We start from the raw sequence: 24,610 nt of genomic DNA, 5'->3' as shown, positions 1-24,610 counted from the left end.
GTGAGCAGTGCCGACGACCAGACCGTTTCTCAGGAGACCACCTCCACCGAGCTGCGCGCCGACATCAGGCGACTCGGTGACCTCCTCGGCGAGACCCTCGTCCGCCAGGAAGGCCCGGAGCTGCTGGAACTCGTCGAGAGGGTCCGCAGCCTCACCCGTGAGGACGGTGACGCCGCCGCCGAACTGCTGCGGGGCACCGAGCTGGAGACCGCCGCCAAGCTGGTGCGCGCCTTCTCGACCTACTTCCACCTGGCCAACGTCACCGAGCAGGTCCACCGCGGCCGCGAGCTCAGAGCCAGGCGGGCCGCCGAGGGCGGTCTGCTCGCCCGTACCGCCGACCGCCTCAAGGACGCCGACCCCGAGCACCTGCGCCAGACCGTGCAGAACCTCAACGTTCGTCCGGTGTTCACGGCCCACCCCACCGAGGCCGCCCGCCGCAGCGTCCTGAACAAGCTCCGCCGTATCGCCGCGCTCCTGGAGACCCCGGTCCTGGAGACCGACCGCCGCCGCTACGACACCCGCCTGGCCGAGAACATCGACCTGGTGTGGCAGACCGACGAGCTGCGGGTCGTACGCCCCGAGGTGACCGACGAGTCCCGCAACGCCATCTACTACCTGGACGAGCTGCACGCGAACGCGGTCGGTGACGTCCTGGAGGACCTGACCGCCGAGCTGGAGCGCGTCGGCGTCACCCTCCCCGAGAACACCCGCCCGCTCACCTTCGGCACCTGGATCGGCGGCGACCGCGACGGCAACCCCAATGTCACCCCCCAGGTGACCTGGGACGTCCTGATCCTCCAGCACGAGCACGGCATCAACGACGCGCTCGACCTGATCGACGAGCTGCGCGGCTTCCTCTCGAACTCCATCCGCTACACCGGCGCCACCGAGGAGCTGCTCACCTCCCTCCAGGCCGACCTGGAGCGCCTGCCGGAGATCAGCCCCCGCTACAAGCGCCTCAACGCCGAGGAGCCCTACCGGCTCAAGGCCACCGCGATCCGCCAGAAGCTGGAGAACACCAAGCAGCGGCTCGCCAAGAACACCCCGCACGAGGACGGCCGCGACTACCTCGGCACCGCCGAGCTGCTCCAGGACCTGACGCTGATCCAGACCTCCCTGCGCGAACACCGCGGCGGTCTGATCGCCGAGGGCCGGATGAACCGCACGATCCGTACGCTCGCCGCCTTCGGCCTCCAGCTCGCCACCATGGACGTCCGCGAGCACGCCGACGCCCACCACCACGCCCTCGGCCAGCTCTTCGACCGGCTCGGCGAGGAGTCCTGGCGCTACGCCGACATGCCCCGCGAGTACCGCGGCAAGCTGCTTGCCAAGGAGCTGAGGTCGCGCCGCCCGCTGGCCCCGACCCCCGCCCCGCTGGACGCCGCCGGCGAGAAGACCCTCGGCGTCTTCCACACCGTCAAGCGCGCCCTGGACGTCTTCGGACCCGAGGTCATCGAGTCGTACATCATCTCGATGTGCCAGGGCGCCGACGACGTCTTCGCCGCCACCGTCCTGGCGCGCGAGGCGGGCCTGATCGATCTGCACGCCGGCTGGGCCAAGATCGGCATCGTGCCGCTCCTGGAGACCACGGTCGAGCTCAAGTCCGCGGACACCATCCTGGAGGACATGCTCTCCGACCCGTCCTACCGGCGTCTGGTCGCGCTGAACGGGGACGTGCAGGAGGTCATGCTCGGCTACTCCGACTCCTCCAAGTTCGGTGGCATCACCACCTCCCAGTGGGAGATCCACCGCGCCCAGCGCCGGCTGCGTGACGTCGCGCACCGCTACGGCGTGCGCCTGCGGCTCTTCCACGGCCGCGGCGGCACGGTGGGCCGCGGTGGCGGTCCCTCGCACGACGCGATCCTCGCCCAGCCCTGGGGCACCCTGGAGGGCGAGATCAAGGTGACCGAGCAGGGCGAGGTCATCTCCGACAAGTACCTGGTCCCCTCGCTGGCCCGGGAGAACCTGGAGCTCACGGTCGCGGCCACCCTCCAGGCCTCCGCCCTGCACACGGCTCCGCGTCAGTCGGACGAGGCGCTGGCCCGCTGGGACGCCGCGATGGACGTCGTGTCGGACGCCGCGCACGCCGCCTACCGCAAGCTCGTCGAGGACCCCGACCTGCCGACGTACTTCCTCGCGTCGACGCCGGTCGACCAGCTCGCCGACCTGCACCTGGGCTCGCGGCCCTCCCGCCGCCCCGGCTCGGGCGTCTCCCTCGACGGCCTGCGCGCCATCCCGTGGGTGTTCGGCTGGACCCAGTCCCGCCAGATCGTCCCCGGCTGGTACGGCGTCGGCTCCGGCCTGAAGGCGCTGCGCGAGGCGGGCCTGGACACCGTGCTCGACGAGATGCACGAGCAGTGGCACTTCTTCCAGAACTTCATCTCCAATGTCGAGATGACCCTGGCCAAGACCGATCTGCGGATCGCCCGCCACTACGTCGAGACGCTGGTCCCGGCCGAGCTCCAGCATGTGTTCGCCGACATCGAGGCCGAGCACGCGCTGACCGTGCGCGAGGTCCTGAAGGTCACCGGCGAGACCGAACTCCTCGACGCCCAGCCCGTCCTGAGGCAGACCTTCGCCATCCGCGACGCCTACCTCGACCCGATCTCCTACCTCCAGGTCGCCCTCCTCAAGCGCCAGCGCGACGCGGCCGCCGCGGGCGAGGAGCCGGACCCGACGCTGGCCCGCGCCCTGCTGCTGACGGTCAACGGTGTGGCGGCGGGTCTGCGCAACACCGGCTGACAGTCGCCGATACGACGGTGCCCCCGAGGTTCGTCCTCGGGGGCACCGTCGTCTCCACGGTTATGCCTGACGACGCCGGAACACCAGGTAGCCGCCCGCCGCGACCAGCGCCGCAGCGACGCCGCTCAGCAGTCCGACGGGGGCACCGCTGCCGGTCTCGGCGAGGTCGCCCTCGCTGCCGCCGCCCTGGGGGGACGGGGACGAGGAGGCGGACGGCGAGCCCGCGACCCCGGCGGGTTCCGAGGCGGAGGCCGACGGCGAGGCGGAGGCGGACGGTGTCGCCGTACCGTCACCCGGCTTGCCTTCGTCGGTGTCCTCGCAGTCCGTCCAGAACACCTTGTGCTTGGCGGAGCCGTGCTCGCCGTCGAAGTTCCAGAACAGCTTGTAGTGCCCGTCCGGCAGCGACAGGTCCTCCGTACGGCCATGACCCTCGGCGTCGAGGGTGATCTCGCCGGACTTCACGGTCTCGCCCTTGACGCCGGCCGTCGGGGCCCAGGACTCGATGTGCCAGTCGACCTGCTGGCCGCTGTCGAAGCCGAAGGCGTCCAGGTAGAAGGTGCAGACGTGCGGTTCGTTGCGACGCGGTTCCTCGTCGGTCGAGGCGTCGTGGATCTTGACGGTGCCGTTGTCACCGGGCGGGGTGGCGTGGGCGGAGGGGGCCGCGAGCAGGGCGGCCACGGCGGCGGCGGACAGGGCGCCGGCGCGGGTGAGGGTACGCATGGGCAGTCCATCTTCGAGATGTGACAGGGAAGATGTGGAGGGGGCGGCTCAGCTTCCAGCCCCGCCTGACCCAAGGTCAATCACGAACGGGCAACGCTCAGGTCCTCCACAGATGTGGAGAACCCCGAAAGCCGTCAGATGGTCACGAAAGCGGCGGTGAGCAGGGCGATGCCCGCCCCCGCCATGACCCACGCGCCCCGCGTGCGCCCCAGTCCGCCCGCGACGACGACCGACGCCAGCAGCAGCGCGCCACCCAGCGGAACCCAGGCGTAGAGGATGCCCGCGGGCCCGGACCGTACGACGTCGTCACTGCTGGGCTTCATGACGACGGTGTACGTCTCGCCCTTGCGCACCGCGACCGTCTTCTCGATGACGACCTTCGCACGCGGCGTGGACCCCTCGGAGATCGGCGTGTAGGGCCCGGTGCAGGTGTCGTCCCCGCACCGCGTCACCTCGATGGTGCCGCTCTCCCGGCCCTTGGTCAGCATCACGTGCTGCGCGGTGCCCCACGACGCCCACACCCCGGCGATCAGGATCAGCGCCGCGACCGTACCCATCGCCGCGAGCCGTCCGAGGCGGAGGGCGGCGACCGAGGCGGGGCGGGCGGCCTGACGGGACTTGGTGGCGGTGGCAGGCATGGCGGGGATCATTGGCCATGCCTGAACGGCCCGTCAACTTCGGCCGTTTCGGCGGCCGGACAAGTCAGGAGTTGTACGTGCTTTGCGCCCGCTCAAGACCCTCGATGACCAGGCACTCCACGGCGTCCGCGGCCCGGTCCACGAAGTAGTCGAGCTCCTTGCGCTCGCTCGACGAGAAGTCCTTCAGCACGAAGTCGGCGACCTGCATGCGCCCCGGCGGCCGCCCGATCCCGAACCGCACCCGGTGGTACTCCGCGGTGAACGCCTTCGTCATCGACTTCAGCCCGTTGTGCCCGTTGTCGCCGCCGCCGAGCTTGAGGCGCAGCGTGCCGTAGTCGATGTCCAGCTCGTCGTGGATCGCCACGATGTTGGCGACGGGCACCTTGTAGAAGTCCTTGAGCGCGTTCACCGGCCCGCCGGACAGGTTCATGTACGACATCGGCTTGGCGAGGATCACCCGGCGGTTGGCCGGACCGGGCGGCCCGATCCGCCCCTCCACGACCTGCGCCTGCGCCTTGCCGGCCCGCTTGAACCTGCCCCCGATCCGATCGGCCAGCAGATCGGCCACCATGAAACCGACGTTGTGGCGGTTGGCCGCGTACTCCGGGCCGGGATTGCCGAGGCCGACGATCAGCCAGGGGGCATTGGCGGGGGTCGTCACGTCCATCTCTCCTTGCTACGCGGTCCCTTGATACACGCCGACCGCCGCCCCCGAGGGGAGCGGCGGCCGGCAGTCGGTATTCCGGGGAGGATCAGGCCTCGGTGGCCTCGGCCTCGGCCTCCGCCGGGGCCTCCTCGGCCTGGGCGGCCAGGACCTGGAGGACGACCGCGTCCTCGTCGGTCGCCAGCGTGGTGCCCTCGGGCAGCGGGATGTCCTTGGCGAGGATGGAGGCACCGGCCTCCAGGCCCGCGATGGAGACGGTGACCGACTCCGGGATGTGCGTGGCCTCGGCCTCGACGTTCAGGGTGCTGAGCACGTGCTCGAGCAGGTACGGGCCCGCCGCCAGCTCGCCCTCGGTGTGCACGTAGACCTCGACGTTGACCTTCTCGCCGCGCTTGACCAGGAGCAGGTCGACGTGCTCCAGGAAGCCCTTGATGGCGTCGCGCTGGACGGCCTTCGGGATCGCCAGCTGGCTCTTGCCCTCGATGTCCAGGGTGAGCAGGACGTTCGGGGTGCGCAGGGCGAGGTTCAGCTCGTGGCCCGGCAGCGTGATGTGGACCGGCTCGGCACCGTGCCCGTAGACAACGGCGGGAACCTTGCTGTCACGGCGGATACGGCGGGCCGCACCCTTGCCGAACTCGGTACGGGTCTCGGCGGTGAGCTTGACGTCGGCCATGGTCACTCCTCGTAGAACAGTTGGGGAAGGTGGTCACCCGGCCAAACAATCGGCCTGCTACGAAGAGCGCGTCGATAACGGACCGCCGACACCCGCGTGAACGGGTACGGCCTCCCTCGCCGAGCAACTCGCGCAGTCTACTCGGCGGGGGAGGCCGTAGAAAAATCGATCATGCAGAAGCGTTCAGCCGCTGGGGCGGAAGGCCTACTGCTCGTCGAAGAGGCTCGTCACCGAACCGTCCTCGAACACCTCACGCACCGCGCTCGCGATCGTCGGCGCGATGGAGAGGACCGTGATCTTGTCCAGGTCCTCGCCCAGCTCGCCCGGCGTCGGCAGCGTGTCGGTGAAGACGAACTCGCTCACGCGCGAGTTCTTGAGCCGGTCCGCGGCCGGACCGGAGAGCACACCGTGGGTGGCGGTGACGATGACGTCCTCGGCGCCGTGCGCGAACAGGGCGTCCGCGGCCGCGCAGATGGTGCCACCGGTGTCGATCATGTCGTCGACGAGGACGCACACGCGGCCCTTGACCTCACCCACGACCTCGTGGACGGTCACCTGGTTCGCCACGTCCTTGTCGCGCCGCTTGTGCACGATGGCCAGGGGCGCGCCGAGACGGTCGCACCAGCGGTCGGCGACCCGCACCCGGCCCGCGTCCGGGGACACGACCGTCAGCTTGTCGCGGTCGACCTTCTTGCCCACGTAGTCCGCGAGCAGCGGGAGGGCGAAGAGATGGTCGACCGGGCCGTCGAAGAAGCCCTGGATCTGGTCGGTGTGCAGATCGACGGTGAGGATGCGGTCGGCACCCGCCGTCTTCATCAGGTCCGCGATCAGACGCGCCGAGATCGGTTCACGCCCGCGGTGCTTCTTGTCCTGGCGCGCGTAACCGTAGAACGGCACGATGACCGTGATGGAGCGGGCCGACGCGCGCTTGAGCGCGTCGATCATGATGAGCTGCTCCATGATCCACTGGTTGATCGGAGCCGTGTGGCTCTGGATCACGAAGCAGTCCGCACCACGTGCCGACTCCTCGTAGCGGACGTAGATCTCGCCGTTGGCGAAGTCGAAGGCCTTGGTCGGGACGACCCCGACACCCAGCTGCTGGGCGACCTCCTCGGCAAGCTCGGGGTGGGCGCGGCCGGAGAAGAACATCATCTTCTTCTCGCCGGTCGTCTTGATCCCGGTCACAGCACTGTCTCCTCAGAGGTGTCTCAGCCGACTGTCGAGAGACCTCGCCGCTGGGCGCGACGGGGCCGTCTCAGCTGGTGGGTGCGGGTGTGCACTTATCACGGTACGCCGTGTTTGACGCACCTGTTTCCGGTCAGTCCTCGCTCTCGCCCTGGCGGGAGGCCGTTTCGGCGGCCTTCGCCGCGGCGCTCCCCGGACGCTTGCGAGCCACCCAACCCTCGATATTCCGCTGCTGACCACGGGCCACAGCGAGCGAACCGGGCGGCACGTCCTTCGTGATCACGGACCCGGCGGCGGTGTACGCACCGTCCCCGACCGTGACGGGAGCCACAAACATATTGTCCGAACCGGTGCGGCAGTGCGAGCCGACGGTGGTGTGGTGCTTGTCCTGCCCGTCGTAGTTCACGAAGACGCTCGCGGCACCGATGTTGGTGTACTCGCCGATGGTGGCGTCCCCGACGTAGGACAGGTGCGGCACCTTGGTGCCCTCCCCGATCGAGGCGTTCTTGGTCTCGACGTACGTCCCGATCTTGCCCTTGGCGCCGAGGCGGGTGCCGGGCCGCAGATAGGCGTACGGCCCCACGGTCGCGTCCGGGCCGACATGGGCGCCGTCGGAGACGGTGTTGTCCACCCGGGCGCCGGCTCCGACCACGGTGTCCTTGAGCCGGCTGTTGGGCCCGACCTCCGCGCCCTCGCCGAGGTGGGTGGCGCCGTGCAGCTGGGTGCCGGGGTGGACGAGGGCGTCCTGCTCGAAGGTGACGGTGACGTCGATCCAGGTCGTGGCCGGGTCGACGACGGTGACACCGGCGAGCATGGCGCGGTTCAGGAGCCGGTCGTTGAGGATGCGGCGGGCCTCGCTGAGCTGGACCCGGTTGTTGATCCCGGCGATCTCACGGTGGTCGCCGGCCACGCAGGCGCCGACGCGGTGACCGGCCTCGCGCAGGATCCCGAGGACGTCCGTGAGGTACTCCTCGCCCTGCGAGTTGTCGGTGCGGACCTTGCCGAGGGCGTCGGCGAGCAGCTGCCCGTCGAACGCGAACACACCGGAGTTGATCTCCCGGATGGCGCGCTGCGACTCGGAGGCGTCCTTGTGCTCGACGATCGCGGTGACGGCGCCGGAGACCCCGTCGCGGACGATACGGCCGTAGCCGGTGGCGTCGGGGACCTCGGCGGTGAGCACGGTGACGGCGTTGCCGTCGGTGGTGTGGGTGGAGGCGAGGGCGCGCAGGGTCTCGCCGGTGAGCAGGGGGGTGTCCCCGCACACCACGACGACGGTTCCGTCGACGACACCGCCCAGCTCTTCGAGTGCCATGCGTACGGCGTGCCCGGTGCCGTTCTGCTGCGCCTGGACGGCGGTGCGGACGCCGGGGTCGATGACGCCGAGGTGCTCGGTGACCTTCTCGCGCGCGTGGCCGACGACGACGACGAGATTCTCGGGGTCCAACTCCCGCGCTGCGGCGAGCACATGACCCACGAGGCTGCGGCCACAGATCTCGTGCAGGACCTTGGGTGTGGCCGACTTCATACGGGTGCCCTCACCCGCTGCGAGAACGACGACGGCTGCCGGGCGAATGGCGCTCACGGGATGCCCTTCGGCTGTGGAGGGGGTGGGTGACATCCGCAGGATACCGGGGCGTTTCATGGGGGACATGGGAGCGGGCCCTGACGGTGCTGTCACCGGTCAGGGCCCGATCTGCGCGTGTGCTCCCCCGCCAGGACTCGAACCCGGACAAATGGCACCAAAAGCCACGGTGCTGCCAATTACACCACGGGGGATGGAACTCGACTGGACCGGACATCCGGTCAGGTCGCCGAGCGGCCACCCAACACTATGCCGTACCGGGCCCCTTTCATGCGACGGTACAAGTCGTCGTCGCCCGGGCGGAATTCGATCTTCCGGGATTGAACGGTGAGCGATTCGGCAGTTCGAGGGATATCGGGTTGTTTCGCATCCGGACGGTCACGCTGTGTGGTGTAGGCCAATCCCGGAAACTCACCGGAAAACGCGCGCCGCCCGCCCGTAGGCTGGAGACATGACCACGACGGGGGAAGACCACGCCGCGGCCCGGCCAGGGCCCTGGTGGTGGGATCGGTGGCGCAGTGCCGTACTGGACGTGAGCCTGGCCTTCGCGTCCGTCGTCGAGTGCGGGGCGGAGGGGTACCGGTTCGCGGGGGACGCGGGGATCCCCCGGGCCGCGGGGATCGTGTTCGGCGTTCTCGCCGGGTCCGCACTGCTCGTACGGCGGAAGTGGCCCATCGCCGTCGTGCTCGTCTCCATCGCCATCACGCCCGCCCAGATGGGCTACCTCATGGCCATCGTCGGCCTCTACACCCTCGCCGCCTCCGAACTGCCCCGCCGGATCATCGGCTCCCTCGCGGGAATGTCGCTGGTCGGGCAGCTGATCGTGATGTTCGTGCGGATACGGCAGGGCACCACCCGCGGGGGCTGGGAGCTCGGCGACTGGTTCGTCCCCTTCGCCGCGATCACCATCGCCATCGGACTGACCGCGCCCCCGCTGCTCCTCGGACTGTACGTCGGTGCCCGGCGCCGGCTGATGGAGAGCCTGCGGGAACGGGCCGACAGCCTGGAGCGGGAGCTCCAACTGCTCGCCGAGCGGGCCGAGGAACGGGCCGAGTGGGCCCGCAGCGAGGAGCGGACCCGGATCGCCCGCGAGATGCACGACGTCGTCGCGCACCGGGTGAGCCTGATGGTCGTGCATGCCGCCGCCCTGCAGGCCGTCGCCCGCAAGGACCCCGAGAAGGCCGTCAAGAACGCCGCCCTCGTGGGGGACATGGGACGCCAGGCGCTCACCGAACTGCGCGAGATGCTCGGGGTGCTGCGCAGCGGGGAGGGCGTCAAGAGCGTCCGGTCGCCCGACTCCGTGCCGCTCGCCGCCGTCGGCGTCGCCGCGGCCGCCGCCGCCTCGCGGGCCGCCGACGAGTCGGACGGGCCCTGTCTGTCCGAACTGGAGGAGCTGATCGGGCAGTCGGCCGCCGCGGGGATGGTCGTGGACCTCGCCGTCGAGGGTGACACCCGCGACTACGGCGCCGACATCGAGCAGACCGCGTACCGCGTCGTCCAGGAGGCGCTGACCAACGTCCACAAGCACGCGGCGGGCGCCAAGACGCATGTGCGGCTCGCGCACCGGGTGTCCGAGATCGCGATGCAGGTGGAGAACGAACCGCCGCCGGAGGTGTCCGTGGCGTCCTCGGCGCGGTTGCCGTCCGGGGGGAACGGCCTGGTCGGGATGAAGGAACGGGTCGTCGCGCTGGGCGGGGTGTTCGTGTCCGGGCCGACGGACGCGGGGGGTTATCGGGTGTCGGCGGTCATTCCGGCGGCGTGACCACCCGGTTGTCGGCGCCTGTTCCGTCGTAGCTGCGCCGGTCAGGTCGTCGTGGGCGCTCGTTCCTTGTACTTCTCGGTACGTCAGCCCGCCGTGAGCCGTACCGGTTCTATGCCCGCGACCAGGGCGGCCAGGGCCTGGTCGACGTCGGGGCCGAGGTACCAGTCGCCGGTGTGGTCGAGGGCGTAGGCGCGGCCCTCGGCGTCGATGGCCAGGAGCGCCGCGGTCTCGGTCTCGGTGCCGAGGGGACAGACCTCGGTGTCCAGGGCGCGGCCGAGGTCGGCGAGGGTGCGGGCCATGTGGAGGCCGTGCAGGGGGTCGAGGTGCAGGCTCGCGGGGGCGATCTGGCGGCCCGGTCCGGTGGGTGTGATGTGCAGGCCGCCGAACTCGGCCCAGGCCTCGACGGCGGCGGGGAAGACGGCGTGCCGGTGGCCCGCGGGGGAGGCGTGCTCCCGCAGGGCGTCGGCCCAGATCTCGGCCTGCTTGATGTCCCAGCGCCCCGGCTGCCAGCCGGCCGCGCGCAGGGCGGCGTCGACGGGCACGGGGAAGCGCGACGGGGGTCCCCCCGGTCGAGCGGAGCCGGGATGGGGGGAGGAGGTGCGGTCGGGGTGCATCTGCCCTTCGATCGTCGAGTTCGCTGAGGTGGTGCCCGGCCTGCCGGCCGTCGTGCTCGTCGTGCGCGGGGGAGTGGGGGTCAGTCGTCGGCCTCCGCCGGGTCGACGACGCGTACGCCGAAGTGGGCGCTGAGGGCGGTGCAGGCGCGGCAGGGGGCGGCGAAGCTGCCGTGCAGCGGGTCGCCGTCCTCGCGGATGCGGCGGGCGGTGAGTTTGGCGTGCTTGAGGGCCTTGCGGGCCTCGCCGTTGGTCATGGGTCTGCGGGCGGCGCGTCTGCTGCGGGCCTCGTCGGCGGCGGCGAGATGGCGGGAGATGAGGATCGTCTCGGCGCAGCGGCCGGTGAAGCGGTCGCGCTGGGCGGAGGTGAGGGTGTCGAGGAAGTCCTGTACGAGCGGGTGCAGGGGCGGGCTCTGGTCGCCGCGGGCGGCGGTTCCGGTGAGCGTGGCGCCGCGGACGGAGAGGGCGGCGGCGACGGTCGGGAGTATGCCGTCGCGGCGGTGGCGGAGCGTGGGTGTGTGGGGAGCCTCGGTGCTGCTCCAGCCGATCCGGGGATCGCCGGACGCTCCCGTCCGCGGGTCGTGGGACGTGGCTGGTCGCGGCCCTGTGTGCGGTCCCGTCTGCGTCGTGTTCATGATCGTCATCCCCTCCCGAGCATCCCCCCGGACGACACAGAGTGCCAAATGCCGTGGCTGGTGCGGAAGCTGGGGCGGTGCGACACGCCCGGGTTTGGGCGGGCTGTCACGACGGGGTGACGGCTGGTCACGGAAGCGGAAGGCGGCTGACCGGCGCCCGGTGACCGGTGTCGTCGTACCGCATAGGCTGTCGGCACCCGCATGTATGCGGTCAACGCGTTGGAGAAGTCGATACGGGCTGGGGCGGGTCGGAGCCGGGTGTACCGGACGGGTCGTCGCGGGTCGTACAGAGTGCCGCAGGGGGCAACCGCCATGACGACAGGTCGGCTCGGGCAGCAAGCCGCGCCGCCGAACGCGGCCTACGCCGGGCAGGTCGTGCATTTCCCGGATCCGGTCCGGGCCGCACGTCACCCCAGGGGGGTGCGGGTGGACGAGCACGGCTATCCGGACTTCTCCGCGTATGCGCGTGCCGCCACGGAGATCGCCGATCCACCGGAGGGGTTCGGCGTCGACGAGCTCCGGCTGACGGACTACGTGTCGGCGAACGCGGCCCTCGCGGCGACCGGTCATGAACTGTGGGACACCGTGCCCGCGGTGGCCACCCCGCACGGCTGGACGTGGCACCACGTGGTGGGCTCACGGCGGCTCGAACTGGTGCCCGTCGAGGTGAAGGCACTGCTGCGCCACCACGGCGGTATCGCGACGGCTGCCGTGGACCACGGGAAGCGGGGGACGCGGCCGTTGCAGGAGACGCGGCCCGCGCACTTCGGTCTGCCGAAGTCGGGTGCGGCGGTCTCGGAGTCGCAGGTGCTGGGCGTCGAGGAGGACCTCGGGTACCGGCTGCCGGGCGCGTACCGGTCGTTCCTGAAGGCGGCGGGCGGTTGCGCCCCCGTGGGCGCGGCCCTGGACCCGGAGCTCGGACTCCTGGTCGACCAGCCGTTCTTCACCGTGCGGGACGAGGCCGCCGTCAACGACCTCGTCTACGTCAACAAATGCCTCCGGGACCATCTGACCAAGGACTACCTCGGTGTCGGCTTCGTCCAGGGCGGACTGCTGGCCGTGAAGGTCAAGGGCGAGCGGATCGGATCGGTGTGGTTCTGCGCCTACGACGACGCGCGCGACGTGGATCCCTCCGTGCCGCCCGCCGACCGCGTGGAACGGCTGCTGCTGCCGTGCGGTGAGGACTTCGACGCCTTCCTGTCCCGACTGGCGGGCAATCCGCCCGAGTTGGAGACGGTGGCGAACCTGATGGTGGACGGCGGGTTCGCGCGGTCCGTGCCGGTTTCCGGGGCTGGGGAGTGAACTGACCGATGGTGACGTTCGCGCAGGCGCAGGAGCGCGCCGAAGAGTGGATCAACGGGGATGTGCCCTCGTACCAGCATCGTGAGGTGCGGGTACGGGAGTTCGAGCTCGGCTTCGTCGTCTGGGCGGAGGACCGTGCGGACGGGCCGCGCTCGGACGGGGGCGCGCAGCGGCTCGTGATCGCCCGGGACAGCGGTGAGGCCACGTTGTGGCCCTCGCTGCCGGTGGGTGAGGTGATCCGCCGGTACGAGGAGGAGTACGGGCGTGCCGCCGACGACGCGGCCGCTGCCGCGCCGGCGCCTGCGGCTCGGGTCGATCTGAATCAGACGTCCTTCTTGTTGACGCCGCCGGAGTGGTTGCAGGAGGCGGCGGATCAGATGGGGATTCCGGATCGGCGGTCCGGGTCCGGGGCCGGGGCCGGTGCTGGTGCTGGTGCCGGTGGCGGTGGCGTCGTGGGCTCGGGTTCCGGGGTGTCGGCGGGTGCCGGGGTCGGGTCCGGGGGGCTTCCTGAGACGCAGGCAGGGGTGCCGGCGGGGGTGCCTGCCGGGGCCACGCCGTGGGCCGGTACGGACACCAACGCGGATGCGGGGGACGACCGTTCCGTGCCGCTGCCCGCGACCGTGTTCTCGCCGCCGTTGAGCGGTACCGACGACGACACTCCGCCGCCCGTCACGCCGGACGCCAAGACGGCGCTCATCTCGGGCGGCAGCCAGCTTCCGCCGACGGCGCTCGCACCGGCGCTCGACGATCCGCATGCGCCGGGTGCGCCCCAGGGGAGCACGCCGCCTCCGGGGGGTGCGGTGCCGGGTGGTGCGCCCGCGCCTGTGCCGGGTGGGTCGGCTTACGGCTATCCGGGTGCGCCGGGTACGCCTCCTCCGGGGGGCGCGCCGGTTCCGGGTACGCCTCCGCCGGGTGTGCCGCAGGGCAGTACGCCGCCGCCGGTGCCGGGTCCTCCTTCTTATGGGTATCCGCAGGGGCCCGGGGGTGCGCCGGAGCGGCCGCTCGCGCCGAACGCCGGGGACATCGCCGATGCCGCCACGAGCAAGGCGTCGCCTCCGCCGCGTCGGGGTGGCGGCTCGACCACGCCGCCCCCGCCGGGCAACCCCGGGGCGCCGGGCGCGCGGCCGGGTGCCACGCCTGCGCCCGCGCCGGGTGCGCCGACGGGTGGGTATGTGCCGACGCAGCTCGTCTCCGCGCTGGGTCCCAACGGGCCGGAGGGCGGGCCTGCCGGGCCGGGGGCGCCGCAGCCTCCGGGCGCACCGGGTGTTCCGGGCGCGCCCACTCCGCCGGGTGCGCCGAATCCGCCCGGCGGTACGCCTCCGGGCGGTATGCACCATGCCGCCACGATGCTGGCCGACCCGGGGCGCATGGGCCCGGGTGGGGGCGCGCCGCAACCGCCGGGCGCCCCTGGCGTGCCGGGTGCGCCCGGCGCGCAGATGCCGCCCGGCGCCCCTCGCGCGCCCGGCGCCCCGGGTATCCCTGGCGCACCGCACGCCCCCGGCGCCCCGCAGCCTCCGGGAGCCCCGGGTATGCCCGGCACGCAAGGCTCTTCAGGCGGCCCGCGCGGCGCGGTTCAGCACGCGGAGACGATGCTGGCAGGGCCCCCCGTGGGCGCCCCCGGCGCGCCCCCGCCGCCGCAAGCCCCCGGCGCACCCGGTGTTCCGGGTATGGCTCCGGGCGCCCCCCAGCCGATGCCGCCCGGAGGGATGCCCCCCGGTGCCATGCCGCCGCCCGGTCAGCCCGGGCCCGGTCAGCCGCCGGCGTACGGCTATCCGCAGCAGGGACAGCCGACCGTCGGTCCGGGCTATCAGGCCGTGCTGCGCTACCGCGCGCAGGACGGGTCGGAGCAGCAGCTGATCCGGCGTTCGGCGCCGGGCACGCCGCACCCGGAGTGGCAGATCTTCCATGAGCTGCGGGGGATGAACATCCCGCCGGACCAGGTGCTGGAGCTGCACACGGAGTTGGAGTCGTGCGAGCTGCCGGGCGCGTACTGTGCGCGGATGATCCGGGAACAGTGGCCGCAGGCGCGGATCGCGAGCATCGCGCCGTACGGCACGGATCACGCGAGCCGGCAGCAGGGGATGCAGCAGTTGCTGGCGCACCAGGGCGAGTTGCACCAGGTGGCGGACGGGCCGGCGCGTCCGGCGCCCGTTCGCGCTCCGCTTTCCCCCGTGCAGCCGGCGCCGCCGATTCCGCCGGAGGGCGTCGCGCAGGAGATCGCGGGGGCGTTCGGGCCGGGGGTGTTCCGGTTCGAGCAGGCCGCGGTCTCCCGGCAGGGCGTGCCGCCGGTGGTTGCGCACTCGCTGGTGGCGGCGGGGCTGCCGATGGACATGGGCCCGTTCTTCTGGGCGCAGGCCCAGCCGGGGCGGCCGGTGCCCACGCTCGCCGAACTGGCGCAGGAGCGCGGGGTGCAGCCGGCGGCGGACGCCGGGTCGTACCTCGTCATGGGCAGTGACTTCGGCAAGGCGATCTGTGTGCAGTACGGGACGGCGAACATCGTCGCCGTGCCGGTGGAGGCCGGGCCCGGCGGTGCGCCGGTGCCGCCGCAGTTCGTGAACACGGGGCTGCCCGAGTTCCAGCGGTGCCTGGCGCTGCTCGGGCGGATGTGGCGGCTGAGGTTCGGGCTGAACCAGGAGCAGGCGGGCCGTTGGACCGTCGACTTCCAGGCCCAGCTGGCCTCGCTCGACCCGGCGGCGCTCGGTTCGCCGGAGAGCTGGTGGTCGGTGCTGCTGGAGCAGATGTGGGACGGCCTGCTGTGAGGCCTCGCCTTCCCTGACACCGATCTCAAGGAGCCGGGCCCGGTCATCGCGACCGGGCCCGGCTTCTCGCTGTCCGCGGAGGTCGCCGAAAGTCTTGCCGCCCGCACGGTCACATCGGCCTTCCGCGCTCCGTCAGTGAAGTGACAGCAGCTCACGACTTGCTCCAGGAGGCAGACCATGAAGGCACGCATGACGAACCCGGCGTACGTCCTCCCCAGCGCGATGAAAGGCATCGGCACGCTCTTCCAGTCCATCGGCGAGAGCGGTCTGGACCAGGAACTGTCGGAGCTCGTGGGACTGCGGGTCAGTCAGATCAACGGGTGCAGCGCCTGTGTGCACGCGCATGTGCTGAATCTGCGGAAGGCCGGGACGAGCGAGGAGCGGATCGCGGCGGTCGCGGCGTGGTTCGAGGCGCCGTTCTTCAGCGACGCCGAGCGGGCGGCGCTGCGGCTGTGCGAGGCGATGACGCGGCTCTCGGACCGGTCGCAGGAGTCCGTGCCGGACGAGCTGTGGGACGAGGTGGCCGACCACTTCGACGAGAAGGAGCTCTCCGGACTGATCCTCTTCGTCTCGCTCATGAACCTGTTCAACCGCGTCAACACGACCATCAAGGAGCCGGCGGGCACCACCTGGGGCTGAGCCTCGGTTGCCCGACTGCAGAGGGACGGCCGTGACCTGTGTGCGGAGTGTCGCGTTATGCACATTTCTGCCCGATACATCAAGATGTGCGCGAAATCATCATTTCGCACACATCTTGATGGAGAGGGGTCCCAGGATGAGCGGCACACCTGTCCCGTCCCACGGCTTCATGGCCGTACGGCGTGGCTACCGCCCCGAACAGGTCGACGCGTACGCCGCGGCGCTCTCCCAGGACCGTGACGCCTCCTGGGAGCGGGCCGCCCGCCTCACTGTGCTCGCCAAGGAGATGGAGGCGGAGTGCGAGGCGTTGCGTGAGAGGGTCGCGCGGCTCGCTCCGCAGACGTACGAGACGCTCGGGGAGCGTGCGCGCCGGCTCTTCGAGCTCGGGCAGGAGGAGGCCGCGGCCGTGGTCGACAGCGCGCGGCACGAGGCGCGGCGCCTTGCGGAGGCGGCGCAGGCGCGCGCGAACAGCGTGCACGAGGCGGCACAGGCGCATGCCGACGCCGTACGCGCCGATGCGGAGGAGCGCGCCCGCCAGCGCCTGCTCGCCGCGCGCGCCGAAGCCGACGAGATCCGCGTCGCCGCCCGGCGCGAGGTGAAGGAAGGGCGCACGGAGGCGCTCGCCGCGTTGCGCGAGGTACGGCAGCGCACCATCGGGATGCTCGCCGAACAGGACAAGGAGCACGCCGACCGCTGGGCCGAGGCGGAGCGCGAGGAGGCCGAGCGCGCCGCGGCGCTCGACGTCCGGCACGCCGAACAGGTGAGGCGCGCCGAGGCCGCGCTGTCCGAGGCGAAGCAGGCGTTCGCCGACGCGGAGGCATCCGCCCGGCACCGCCAGGAGGAGGCACGCGTACGTGCCGCCGAGATCCTCGCCGAGGCGCGCGTACGGGACGACCGGATCGCCCGCGAGACGGAGCGCGTGCTGCGTGAGCACGGGGAGCGCTGGGACGACGTACGCGCCCACATGGACCTCGTACGCAACAGCCTGACGACACTGACGGGGCGCGCGCCGGCAGAGTAGGGCGCGCACACCCTAGGGGCGCGAACTCTCACGTTCGCGCCCCTCTCCACGGCGCACCCTCTCCACGGCGCACCCTCTCCACGGCGCACCCTCTCCACGGCGCGCCCCCGCCACGGGGGCGCCCGGCCGTACGCGCACGCCCGTCCCCGCCGCGCACGCGCGCCCCGCGCTCACGCCCTTCCCGCGCCGCCCGCCGCAAAAGCGCGCCGAGCCGCACACGCTCACTCCCCCCTCCGCACCGCCCCCGCCAGAATCCACCCCTCCACCGCTTCGTACTGCCGCCTCTGCTCCTCCGCCTTGCGCCGCCCCGACACCACCGTCCCGAGCCAGCCGAAGGCGAAGCCGGCCGGGATGGAGACGAGGCCGGTGGTGGTGAACGGGAACCAGTTGAAGTCGGCGCCGGGGAAGGCGGAGACGGGGGAGCCGGAGACGAGGTTGGTGCCCGGCATCAGCAGGAGCACGGTCAGGGAGCCGCCGATCAGGGTGCAGAGCAGGCCCGTTCGGGTGTAGCGGCGCCAGAAGAGGCCGTAGACCAGGGCGGGGGCTATCGCCGAGGCGCCCAGGCAGAAGGACAGGGTCACCAGGGGTTGCAGGCTGCGGTGCTGCACCATCGTGGCCAGCAGGATCGCCGGGACGCCGACGGCCAGCGCCGAGACCCGGGCCAGGGTCATCTCGCGGCGCGTCGAGAGTTCCCGCGTCCGGACCGCGAACACGTCGTGGGCGAGGGAGTTGGCGCAGGCGAGGATCATGCCGGCGACGGAGGCGAGCAGGGTGAGGAAGAGCGCCGTGGTGACCGTCGTGAACAGCAGGGTCTCCGCCGTCGAGACGTCCGCGCCGAACACCGCCCGGGAACCCAGCAGATACGCCGTGTTGCCCTGCGGGTCCGCCTCCGCGATCGCCGCGCGTCCGATGAGGGCGGTGGCCCCGAACCCCACGATCGTGATGACGAGCACGAACAGCACCACCGCCGACACCGCCCAGGACATGGAGCGGCGCACCTGGCGGGCGCTGGAGGCGGTGTACATGCGCATGGTGACGTGCGGGAGACAGGCGCCGCCGACGACCACCGTCAGCTGTGAAGTGATCATGTCGAGGCGGGGGTTGGGTCCGCCCGCGAACTGGAGTCCCGACTCCAGGAAGGCCGGCCCCACCCCGCTCTGCGCGGCGGCGGCGTCGAACAGCGCGCCGGGATTCCAGTCGAAGCGTTGCAGCACCAGGACGGCGACCACGGCGCCCGAACCGAGCAGCATCACGATCTTCAGGATCTGGATGAGGGCGGTGCCCTTCATCCCGCCGATCGCCGCGTAACTGATCATCAGCACGCCGAGCCCGATGATGCAGCCCGTCTGGAGCCCCTCGCCGGAGAAGCCGAGGATGAAGGCCAGCAGCTGCCCCGTCCCCGCGAGCTGCACCAGCATCAGCGGCAGCAGCGCCGCGAGGGTCACCGCGCACGCCGCGATCCGCACGGACCGCCCCGGCATGCGCCGAGCCAGTGCGTCGCCCATGGTGAACCGGCCCGCGTTGCGCAGGGGTTCGGCCAGCAGGAACATCAGCAGCATCAGCGACAGCGCGGTGCTGAGGGCGAGCACGATCCCGTCGTAGCCGCACAGCGCGATCACCCCGCCCGTGCCGAGCACGGTCGCGGCGGAGATGTAGTCGCCCGCGATGGCAAGGCCGTTGCGCAGTGGTCCCAGGGAGCCGTAGCCGGTGTAGAACTCGTCCAGGTCGTCCCGGTCGGGCCCGGTCATCACGCACAGCAGCAGTGTGATCGTGGCGGTGGCCGAGAACGCCACCAGGGACATCGCCTGCGCCGAGTCGCTGAAGCCCGTCTGTCCCGTCATCGTGTCGCCCCCCGCTTGACGTCCAGCTCGGACTGCTTGCGGATGCGGTCCGCGAGCGGGTCGACGCGGACCCGCGCCGTGCGCTCGTACAGGACGATCGCCAGCCAGGTGATCGGGAGCTGGAACAGGGCCAGCAGCAGACCGGTCGGGGGCGCGTCGCCGATGCGGCTGGTCATGAAGGACGGGGCGAACGCGGACAGGATGAGGAAGAGGACGAAGTAGCCGAGCGCGGTGAGGGTCGCGACACGGCGTTGCCAGCGGTAGGCGCTGCGCAGGATCCGCAGATCGCTGTGGTGTCCGAGTGCCTCGTGACGGTGACGGTGTTCGGGGGCTCGGCCGGGAGCGTGTTCGGGGGCGAAGGGCGGCTGCCAGGGGTAGGTGGGCGGTGGGGCCGGGTCGAAAGACATCCCGGTGGCTCCTTGCGTGGCTCGGGGCCCGGTGCGGACCGCAGGGAGTTGGGGGGTGGGGTGAGCGGAGCCACGCACGCTACTCGCTGGTAGCCAGATGCGGGAGAGGGTTCACCAAACTGATTGGTCGGTACGCGCTTACTTCTCTGACCTCGGGTGTTACCCGCATTAACTCAGATTTTTGAGCGGTGTGAACGGCTACTTCAAGTGAACGAGCGCTACTGACGGTGGTACGTCGGAGCCGTCGGCGAGCCTGCCGCGGAAGGTGAGGCGTACGTCCTTCCGTCGTCGCGTGGCCCGTCCGGCCCGCACCGTGAAGCCGACGCCCACCCGTCCTCCGGCGGCCACCCGCACGCGGGCGTCGCCGACCGCCCGCACCGACCAGCCGTCGCTCATCGCCGCCGGCTCGACCGTCACATACCGGGCCTCGGCACCGAAGTTGTAGACGTCGACGGCCATGCGCGTACGCCGCCCGAGCCGGTACCCGTACGGCGCCGGCGCGTCCCCGTCCTGTTTGCCGGGCGCGGCGTTGCGGGCGGGGTAGCGCTGGCTGAGCACGATGTGTTCGGCGGGGGAGAGGTGGGGTCGGGCAGGGGGAGTGGCGGCTACGGCGGTCCGCGCGCCCGGCGTGAGCAGGTAGACGGGGTCGAGCGAGACGGTCACGGTGCCGCCGGGCAGACGGCGGCCCATGATGTCGTACGCGATGGTCGTGCCGATCCGTACGGGCCGTTCCGCCCACACCACGGTGACCAGCTCACCGCGCCCGTTGTCGAAGACGAACCCGCGCGTCCCTGCGGGGAGTTGTTCGGCGGGCCCGGCGTAGTGGGCGGCGCCGAGCAGTGAAGTGAGCGCGGCGAAGGCGCTGTAGGCGGGGAGCGGTGCGAAGTCCCTGCCGAACAGGCCGAAGTACACGCCGTCGTCGTGGAGGGGCGGTCCCGCGAACCAGAACTGGCGGGCATTGCCGGCGGCGAACCCCTCGACGAACGACCGCACCAAGTAGCGTGCCTGCCGCCGCTGTCGGGCGTACGGGAGGTCCCGTCGCGGTCGTGCCGTGAGAAACGCCCCGCACTCGGTCATCCACAGCGGCACCCTCGCCCCGTGACGCCGGGCGAGCGCGTGCTGCTCCTCCGAGGCGCCGGGGACGGCCGGCTCGCCTGCCTGCGCGGGGTCGGGGTAGCCGTGGAAGGCCCAGGCATCGGCGTACCGCACGACGTCGTTGGCGAGCACCAGGTCCTGGAAGGGGCCGGACTGGGCGAACCCGGGGAGCACGACGAGGGGCGGCCGGTCCGCCGCGTCCCTGACCCCGAGCGCGGCCGCCTTCACGAACGCGGCGTGCGCGTCGCCGGTGCTGAAGGTGGTGTCGACGTCGGGTTCGTTCGAGAGCTGGAGCGCCTCGGGGCGGGCGGCGGCGAGACGGCGGGCGTAGCGGTGGGCGTGCCGCAGGTCGGCGGGGAGGGGGAGCGAGGCGTCGGTCATCGCCCACTCCGGGGCGGGCGAGAGGACGTCGAGCACGGCCAGGCCGTGGGCGCGGAGGGTGCGGGTCGTGCGGTCGTGGTGAGCGGTGTCGTACGTGCCGGGGACGGGCTCGGCGGCGGGCCAGGACTGGCCGTCCCGTACCCAGGTGGCGCCCATGTCCCTGAGGGCGGCGGCGAATTCGGGGAGGCGGGAGGGCGGGAGGAGGGAGGAGGCCCAGAGGTTCACGCCGAAGGGGGCGGTAGGGGTGGGGGCCGTGGAGGGGAGGCGGGCAAAGGCGGTGGTGAGGGCGGGGGTCAGGGGGTGGTCGGTTTCGGCTGTCACGCGGTAGTGGCCGGCGGGGAGATCGGTGGGGAGGGCGACGGTCGTGGTGGTCGCGCCCGCGGGGATCGTCGTACGGCCGCTGGTGGCGCGGTGTCCGAAGTAGTCGGTGACCGTGTAGCGGACCGGGACCGGGTGGGGTGCGGGGCCGTCGAGGGTGAGGTGCAGGTGGGCGGGGTGCGGGGCGCGCCGACGGGGGACGGTTGCCTCGCGGAGGGCCGGTGGGGCCGGGTGGGGGTGGAGCGGGCGCAGGGTGATGCGGTCCAGGGAGAGGGCGTAGGCGACGGTGTCGTCCAGGACGGTGGGCTCGGTGACGCGGAAGGTGAGGGTGTTGTCGCCGCGGCGGAGGTCGACGGTGCCGAGGTCCAGGGCGGAGAGGTCGCCCCAGGCGGGCGGGGACTCGTACCAGTGGGGCTGGGAGCGGGCGAGCTCGGTGAACTCGCCTTTGTTCACGGAGAGTTGGAGGTAGGAGGCGGTCGTCTCGGTGTGCGGGGTCTCGACGGGGGCGGTCGCGATGGCGGTGAGGGCGTAGGGGCCCGGGTGGGGGGCTTGGACGCGGTAGGTGGCGTACCAGCCGGTGGGGTGCGGGGGCTCGGTGGTGGTGAGGAGGGAGAGGTAGCGGCCTTTGGAGGCGCGGGGGTCGCGGGCGGTGGGGATGTTGGTGTCGGTGGGGGATTCGGCGTGGAGGGGGCGGGAGCCCTGGTGGTGAGGGGTGGTGGTTGCCGTGGCTCGGGGTGCGGCGGCCGCTGCCGCCGCACCGAGGCCTGCCGCTATGGCCGTACGTCGGTCGAGGTTCATGGATTCAGGAGACGGGGACGGGCGGGGGCGGGGCGTCGTTCGGCAGGGGGGTTCGGCCCGGAACGGGGGGTTGGGGGTTGCCCTAGGGGTGGGGAGAAAGGCGCAGGTCACTGGAGCTCGGAGGGGGACGGATCTGCCACGGAATCCCGTCGTGGGACGGGGACTTGGATGGGTACGATGCGGGCTCTACCGGGGGATGGTGTCGATGTCCGACGTACGTGAAGCCGTGATGCCCGCACAACTGCGGGCCGCGCAGATCCTGTTGTTCGCGCTCGCCGTCGGCGGCGTCGTCTCGATGCTCGCCCTCTCGGACGGGCTCACCGCCTATGGGCAGGGCGAGACGATCGCGCCCTGGATGCTGGTGTGGGTCTGTGCGCTGCTCGCCCTCACCTACGACGGGAGTGCCCGCGGCGGGGTGCGGACGACGACCATCGTGCTGATGGTGTTCATGGTGTTGCCGACCGTCATGAAACTGGGCGAGCCGGTGGGGGTGGGACTGTTTCTGGATGCCGCGGTGCGGGTCGTGCTCGGGGTGCCTGTCGTCGTGCTGCTGTTCCTGCCGGAGTCGACGGCCTGGTTCGACCGGGAGCGGTGAGAGTCCGCCGGCCGGGTGCTCCCCCTGTCCTCAGCGATCGAGGAGCACGCGCGCGTAGCGCACTCCTGGGCGTTCCATCAGGGTGATGCGTTCGGTGAGCACGAAGGCATTGCGTTCGAGGACGGTTCGGGACGCGGTGTTGTCCGCCGTCGTCTTCGCGGTCAGGGAGGTCAGGCCGTACGACGTTCCCGCCATCCGGCACAGCTCGCCGACCGCCGCCGTGGCGACCCCTCGTCCCGCGGCCCGTTCGCCGATGCGGTACCCCAACTCCGCCGAGCCGTCCGCCACATCCATGAGGTTGACGCGGCCGAGCAGTGAGCCCTCCGCGTCCAGCAGGACGTGGAAGTGGCAGTCGCCGGATTCCTGCTCGTCCAGCAGGGCGCGGTGGCGGTCGGCGAAGCCCTCCGGGGTGAAGTAGGCGTCGCCGCGATCCGGGATCGAGCGGGCGAAGTACTCCCGGTTCTCCCGCTCGAAGGCCAGCACGGCCCGCGCGTGGTCCGGTCGCAGTCGTTCCAGTCTCAGGTCCGCCATGTCCGGCACCGTACGCATCTCACTCCGTGATCACCGGGAATTTCCGTGGTGCCAGCAGCAGGAGCACGAGGAACGCCAGTGCCGCCGCGCCCGCCGCGCCCAGGTACACCGCGTGCACCGCGTCCGCGATCGCCCGGCGCAGTGGCTCCGAACCGGCGCCCGAATCCAGGGTCCGGGTCACGGAGTCCAGGTCGCTCGCGTCGCCGAGCCGTGCCGACAGCACGCCGTTGGCCACCGCGCCGAAGAGGGCGGCGCCGATCGTCTGGCCGGTCTGGCGGCAGAAGAGGACCGACGCCGTGGTCGTGCCGCGCTCCGACCAGACCACCGTCGACTGCACGCCGACGATCAGCGGGAGTTGGAAGAGTCCCAGCGCGGCGCCCAGGGCCAGCATCAGGAGGGTCGGCTGCCAGGCCTGGCCGGGGTAGGGGAGGAAGGGGAAGGCGGCGAGGATCAGCGCCGCCGCTCCCATGCCCAGCATCGCCGTGTTGCGGAAGCCGATGCGGCGGTACACGTGCTGGCTGAGGGCCGCCGACACCGGCCAGCTCAGGGTCCAGATCGTCAGGACGAAGCCGGCTGCCACCGGCGCCAGGCCGAGGACGGACTGGGCGTACGTCGGGAGGAAGACCGTCGGGGCCACCATCAGCAGGCCCAGCGCGCCCAGGGCCAGATTGACCGCGGCGATCGTGCGGCGGCGCCACACCCAGCCCGGGATGATCGGCTCGGCCGCCCGGCGTTCGACCAGGACCACCACCGCGACCAGGGCAAGTCCCGTACCGAACAACGCCATTGACGGGGCCGACAGCCACGGCCAGGCCACCCCGCCCTGCACCAGCGCCGTCAGCAGGACACCTCCGCAGGCGAACACCGCCAGCGCGCCCGCCCAGTCGACACGGGGGCGGCGCTCGGGGGCCTCCCGTTTCGGCTCGTGCAGGTAGCGGACTATGAGCCAGAGGGCGAGGGCGCCCACCGGCAGGTTGACCAGGAAGATCCAGCGCCAGTCCGCGTACGCCACCAGGAGGCCGCCCACGCCTGGTCCGGCGACCGCGGACACCGCCCACACCGTGGACAGCTTCGACTGGATCTTCGGGCGTTCCTTCAGGGGGTAGAGGTCGGCGGCCAGGGTCTGGACCGTGCCCTGGAGGGCGCCGCCGCCCAGGCCCTGGACGATGCGGAACGCGATCAGCGAGCCCATGTTCCAGGCGACCGCGCAGAGCAGGGAGCCCAGGAGGAAGAGCGCCGCGCCCGCGATCAGCACCGGTTTGCGGCCGAAGGTGTCGGAGAGCTTGCCGTAGACCGGGAGGGTCACCGTCACGGCCAGCAGATAGCCGGAGAAGAGCCACGAGAAGACGGAGAAGCCGCCCAGGTCCCCGACGATCTGCGGGACGGCCGTGGAGACGATCGTCGAGTCGAGGGCCGCCAGGGCCATGGCGAGCATCAGCGCGGCGACGACGGCGCCGCGGCGGCGCGAGTCCCTCGGGTCGCCGGCCGTCGCCGCGGGCTGTGTCTCCGTGCCGCCCTGGCCCATGAGATCCCTTCCCCCTGCATCTATCTGCCGCGCAACACCCTCTCACTTGACCCTCACGTCGCGGCAGGGTGCAGCCTGAGCGGGTCGGAGGGTGGAGCGGACCCCTAGATCGCCTCCACCCGCGGGTGGATCGCCCCTAGGGGTACCTCCGTACTACGGCTGGGGGAGGGGTCGTACCGCCGGAGG

General features: G+C 71.8%; 20 protein-coding genes and 1 tRNA gene. 7 read left to right on the top strand and 14 right to left on the bottom strand.

Annotation, left to right across the window (positions count from 1 at the left end):
- Positions 1-2,742, top strand: coding sequence for a phosphoenolpyruvate carboxylase (gene ppc, locus ACFY0U_RS13230; protein WP_388634539.1), 2,742 nt, complete (start codon positions 1-3; stop codon positions 2,740-2,742).
- Between the two features lie 60 nt (positions 2,743-2,802).
- Here ppc and ACFY0U_RS13225 read toward each other — a convergent pair whose 3' ends face one another.
- From ACFY0U_RS13225 to ACFY0U_RS13195, 7 genes are all read right to left on the bottom strand, one after another.
- Positions 2,803-3,462: an LPXTG cell wall anchor domain-containing protein gene (locus tag ACFY0U_RS13225; protein WP_388634537.1), complete on the bottom strand. Its 660-nt coding sequence runs from the start codon at positions 3,460-3,462 to the stop codon at positions 2,803-2,805.
- Between the two features lie 134 nt (positions 3,463-3,596).
- Positions 3,597-4,112, bottom strand: a complete 516-nt coding sequence (locus tag ACFY0U_RS13220; RefSeq protein WP_388634535.1) for a hypothetical protein — start codon at positions 4,110-4,112, stop codon at positions 3,597-3,599.
- A gap of 52 nt (positions 4,113-4,164) precedes the next feature.
- Complete coding sequence (gene pth / locus ACFY0U_RS13215) at positions 4,165-4,767, bottom strand: aminoacyl-tRNA hydrolase (protein WP_388634532.1); 603 nt, start codon at positions 4,765-4,767, stop codon at positions 4,165-4,167.
- 85 nt (positions 4,768-4,852) lie between these two features.
- Positions 4,853-5,437, bottom strand: coding sequence for a 50S ribosomal protein L25/general stress protein Ctc (locus ACFY0U_RS13210; RefSeq protein WP_388634529.1), 585 nt, complete (start codon positions 5,435-5,437; stop codon positions 4,853-4,855).
- Positions 5,438-5,641: 204 nt separating this feature from the next.
- Entirely contained in the window at positions 5,642-6,622 is a 981-nt protein-coding gene (locus ACFY0U_RS13205; RefSeq protein WP_388634526.1) for a ribose-phosphate diphosphokinase, read from the bottom strand.
- Positions 6,623-6,755: 133 nt separating this feature from the next.
- The gene (gene glmU, locus ACFY0U_RS13200; RefSeq protein ID WP_388634522.1) at positions 6,756-8,204 is read right to left on the bottom strand and encodes a bifunctional UDP-N-acetylglucosamine diphosphorylase/glucosamine-1-phosphate N-acetyltransferase GlmU; all 1,449 of its coding nucleotides are present in this window, start codon (positions 8,202-8,204) and stop codon (positions 6,756-6,758) included.
- A 122-nt stretch (positions 8,205-8,326) separates the two neighbouring features.
- Positions 8,327-8,398 (bottom strand) — tRNA-Gln (locus ACFY0U_RS13195).
- 257 nt (positions 8,399-8,655) lie between these two features.
- Between ACFY0U_RS13195 and ACFY0U_RS13190 the strand changes: the two genes are divergently transcribed.
- The gene (locus tag ACFY0U_RS13190) at positions 8,656-9,966 is read left to right on the top strand and encodes a sensor histidine kinase (RefSeq protein ID WP_388634519.1); all 1,311 of its coding nucleotides are present in this window, start codon (positions 8,656-8,658) and stop codon (positions 9,964-9,966) included.
- Between the two features lie 83 nt (positions 9,967-10,049).
- On the opposite strand, the gene ACFY0U_RS13185 is transcribed toward ACFY0U_RS13190, so the two are convergent.
- Complete coding sequence (locus tag ACFY0U_RS13185) at positions 10,050-10,580, bottom strand: SUKH-3 domain-containing protein (RefSeq protein ID WP_388634517.1); 531 nt, start codon at positions 10,578-10,580, stop codon at positions 10,050-10,052.
- A gap of 80 nt (positions 10,581-10,660) precedes the next feature.
- The gene (locus ACFY0U_RS13180) at positions 10,661-11,212 is read right to left on the bottom strand and encodes a YwqJ-related putative deaminase (RefSeq protein WP_388634515.1); all 552 of its coding nucleotides are present in this window, start codon (positions 11,210-11,212) and stop codon (positions 10,661-10,663) included.
- A 312-nt stretch (positions 11,213-11,524) separates the two neighbouring features.
- Between ACFY0U_RS13180 and ACFY0U_RS13175 the strand changes: the two genes are divergently transcribed.
- The 4 genes from ACFY0U_RS13175 to ACFY0U_RS13160 all read left to right on the top strand — a co-directional run bounded on the left by ACFY0U_RS13175 (position 11,525) and on the right by ACFY0U_RS13160 (position 16,933).
- On the top strand, positions 11,525-12,514 hold the full coding sequence (locus ACFY0U_RS13175; RefSeq protein ID WP_388634512.1) for an SMI1/KNR4 family protein: 990 nt from the start codon (positions 11,525-11,527) through the stop codon (positions 12,512-12,514).
- A gap of 8 nt (positions 12,515-12,522) precedes the next feature.
- On the top strand, positions 12,523-15,273 hold the full coding sequence (locus ACFY0U_RS13170; protein ID WP_388634509.1) for an SUKH-4 family immunity protein: 2,751 nt from the start codon (positions 12,523-12,525) through the stop codon (positions 15,271-15,273).
- 177 nt (positions 15,274-15,450) lie between these two features.
- Entirely contained in the window at positions 15,451-15,912 is a 462-nt protein-coding gene (locus ACFY0U_RS13165; protein ID WP_388634506.1) for a carboxymuconolactone decarboxylase family protein, read from the top strand.
- A 136-nt stretch (positions 15,913-16,048) separates the two neighbouring features.
- Entirely contained in the window at positions 16,049-16,933 is an 885-nt protein-coding gene (locus ACFY0U_RS13160; protein WP_388634503.1) for a cellulose-binding protein, read from the top strand.
- Positions 16,934-17,154: 221 nt separating this feature from the next.
- Here the strand turns inward: ACFY0U_RS13160 and ACFY0U_RS13155 are convergent, their stop codons facing one another.
- From ACFY0U_RS13155 to ACFY0U_RS13145, 3 genes are all read right to left on the bottom strand, one after another.
- Complete coding sequence (locus tag ACFY0U_RS13155; protein ID WP_388634500.1) at positions 17,155-18,774, bottom strand: cation acetate symporter; 1,620 nt, start codon at positions 18,772-18,774, stop codon at positions 17,155-17,157.
- Entirely contained in the window at positions 18,771-19,181 is a 411-nt protein-coding gene (locus ACFY0U_RS13150; RefSeq protein WP_388634496.1) for a DUF485 domain-containing protein, read from the bottom strand. The genes ACFY0U_RS13155 and ACFY0U_RS13150 overlap by 4 nt, the downstream gene beginning before the upstream one ends.
- A gap of 198 nt (positions 19,182-19,379) precedes the next feature.
- Positions 19,380-21,773 carry a hypothetical protein gene (locus tag ACFY0U_RS13145; RefSeq protein WP_388634493.1) on the bottom strand — a complete coding sequence of 798 codons (2,394 nt, stop codon included), beginning with the start codon at positions 21,771-21,773 and terminating at the stop codon, positions 19,380-19,382.
- Positions 21,774-21,978: 205 nt separating this feature from the next.
- On the opposite strand from ACFY0U_RS13145, the gene ACFY0U_RS13140 reads away from it, so the two are divergent.
- Positions 21,979-22,368 carry a hypothetical protein gene (locus ACFY0U_RS13140; protein WP_388634490.1) on the top strand — a complete coding sequence of 130 codons (390 nt, stop codon included), beginning with the start codon at positions 21,979-21,981 and terminating at the stop codon, positions 22,366-22,368.
- A 30-nt stretch (positions 22,369-22,398) separates the two neighbouring features.
- On the opposite strand, the gene ACFY0U_RS13135 is transcribed toward ACFY0U_RS13140, so the two are convergent.
- Positions 22,399-22,899, bottom strand: coding sequence for a GNAT family N-acetyltransferase (locus tag ACFY0U_RS13135; protein ID WP_388634487.1), 501 nt, complete (start codon positions 22,897-22,899; stop codon positions 22,399-22,401).
- A 19-nt stretch (positions 22,900-22,918) separates the two neighbouring features.
- The gene (locus ACFY0U_RS13130) at positions 22,919-24,424 is read right to left on the bottom strand and encodes an MFS transporter (RefSeq protein WP_388634484.1); all 1,506 of its coding nucleotides are present in this window, start codon (positions 24,422-24,424) and stop codon (positions 22,919-22,921) included.
- Positions 24,425-24,610: the final 186 nt, after the last annotated feature.

The sequence above is a fragment of the Streptomyces sp. NPDC001536 genome, from assembly GCF_042894505.1.
Lineage (GTDB): Bacteria > Actinomycetota > Actinomycetes > Streptomycetales > Streptomycetaceae > Streptomyces.
This window is presented reverse-complemented; position numbering and strand designations above follow the sequence as displayed.

What these genes read in the sequence shown, in the direction of transcription:
- ACFY0U_RS13140 (WP_388634490.1), top strand. Translation starts at nt 21,979, where the DNA reads ATGTCCGACGTACGTGAAGCCGTGATGCCCGCACAACTGCGGGCCGCG.
- ACFY0U_RS13225 (WP_388634537.1), bottom strand. Translation starts at nt 3,462, where the DNA reads ATGCGTACCCTCACCCGCGCCGGCGCCCTGTCCGCCGCCGCCGTGGCC.
- ACFY0U_RS13175 (WP_388634512.1), top strand. Translation starts at nt 11,525, where the DNA reads ATGACGACAGGTCGGCTCGGGCAGCAAGCCGCGCCGCCGAACGCGGCC.
- ACFY0U_RS13165 (WP_388634506.1), top strand. Translation starts at nt 15,451, where the DNA reads ATGAAGGCACGCATGACGAACCCGGCGTACGTCCTCCCCAGCGCGATG.
- ACFY0U_RS13155 (WP_388634500.1), bottom strand. Translation starts at nt 18,774, where the DNA reads ATGACGGGACAGACGGGCTTCAGCGACTCGGCGCAGGCGATGTCCCTG.
- ACFY0U_RS13160 (WP_388634503.1), top strand. Translation starts at nt 16,049, where the DNA reads ATGAGCGGCACACCTGTCCCGTCCCACGGCTTCATGGCCGTACGGCGT.
- ACFY0U_RS13180 (WP_388634515.1), bottom strand. Translation starts at nt 11,212, where the DNA reads ATGAACACGACGCAGACGGGACCGCACACAGGGCCGCGACCAGCCACG.
- ACFY0U_RS13150 (WP_388634496.1), bottom strand. Translation starts at nt 19,181, where the DNA reads ATGTCTTTCGACCCGGCCCCACCGCCCACCTACCCCTGGCAGCCGCCC.
- ACFY0U_RS13220 (WP_388634535.1), bottom strand. Translation starts at nt 4,112, where the DNA reads ATGATCCCCGCCATGCCTGCCACCGCCACCAAGTCCCGTCAGGCCGCC.
- ACFY0U_RS13170 (WP_388634509.1), top strand. Translation starts at nt 12,523, where the DNA reads ATGGTGACGTTCGCGCAGGCGCAGGAGCGCGCCGAAGAGTGGATCAAC.
- ACFY0U_RS13190 (WP_388634519.1), top strand. Translation starts at nt 8,656, where the DNA reads ATGACCACGACGGGGGAAGACCACGCCGCGGCCCGGCCAGGGCCCTGG.
- ACFY0U_RS13130 (WP_388634484.1), bottom strand. Translation starts at nt 24,424, where the DNA reads ATGGGCCAGGGCGGCACGGAGACACAGCCCGCGGCGACGGCCGGCGAC.
- ACFY0U_RS13185 (WP_388634517.1), bottom strand. Translation starts at nt 10,580, where the DNA reads ATGCACCCCGACCGCACCTCCTCCCCCCATCCCGGCTCCGCTCGACCG.
- ACFY0U_RS13210 (WP_388634529.1), bottom strand. Translation starts at nt 5,437, where the DNA reads ATGGCCGACGTCAAGCTCACCGCCGAGACCCGTACCGAGTTCGGCAAG.
- ACFY0U_RS13145 (WP_388634493.1), bottom strand. Translation starts at nt 21,773, where the DNA reads ATGAACCTCGACCGACGTACGGCCATAGCGGCAGGCCTCGGTGCGGCG.
- ACFY0U_RS13135 (WP_388634487.1), bottom strand. Translation starts at nt 22,899, where the DNA reads ATGGCGGACCTGAGACTGGAACGACTGCGACCGGACCACGCGCGGGCC.
- pth (WP_388634532.1), bottom strand. Translation starts at nt 4,767, where the DNA reads ATGGACGTGACGACCCCCGCCAATGCCCCCTGGCTGATCGTCGGCCTC.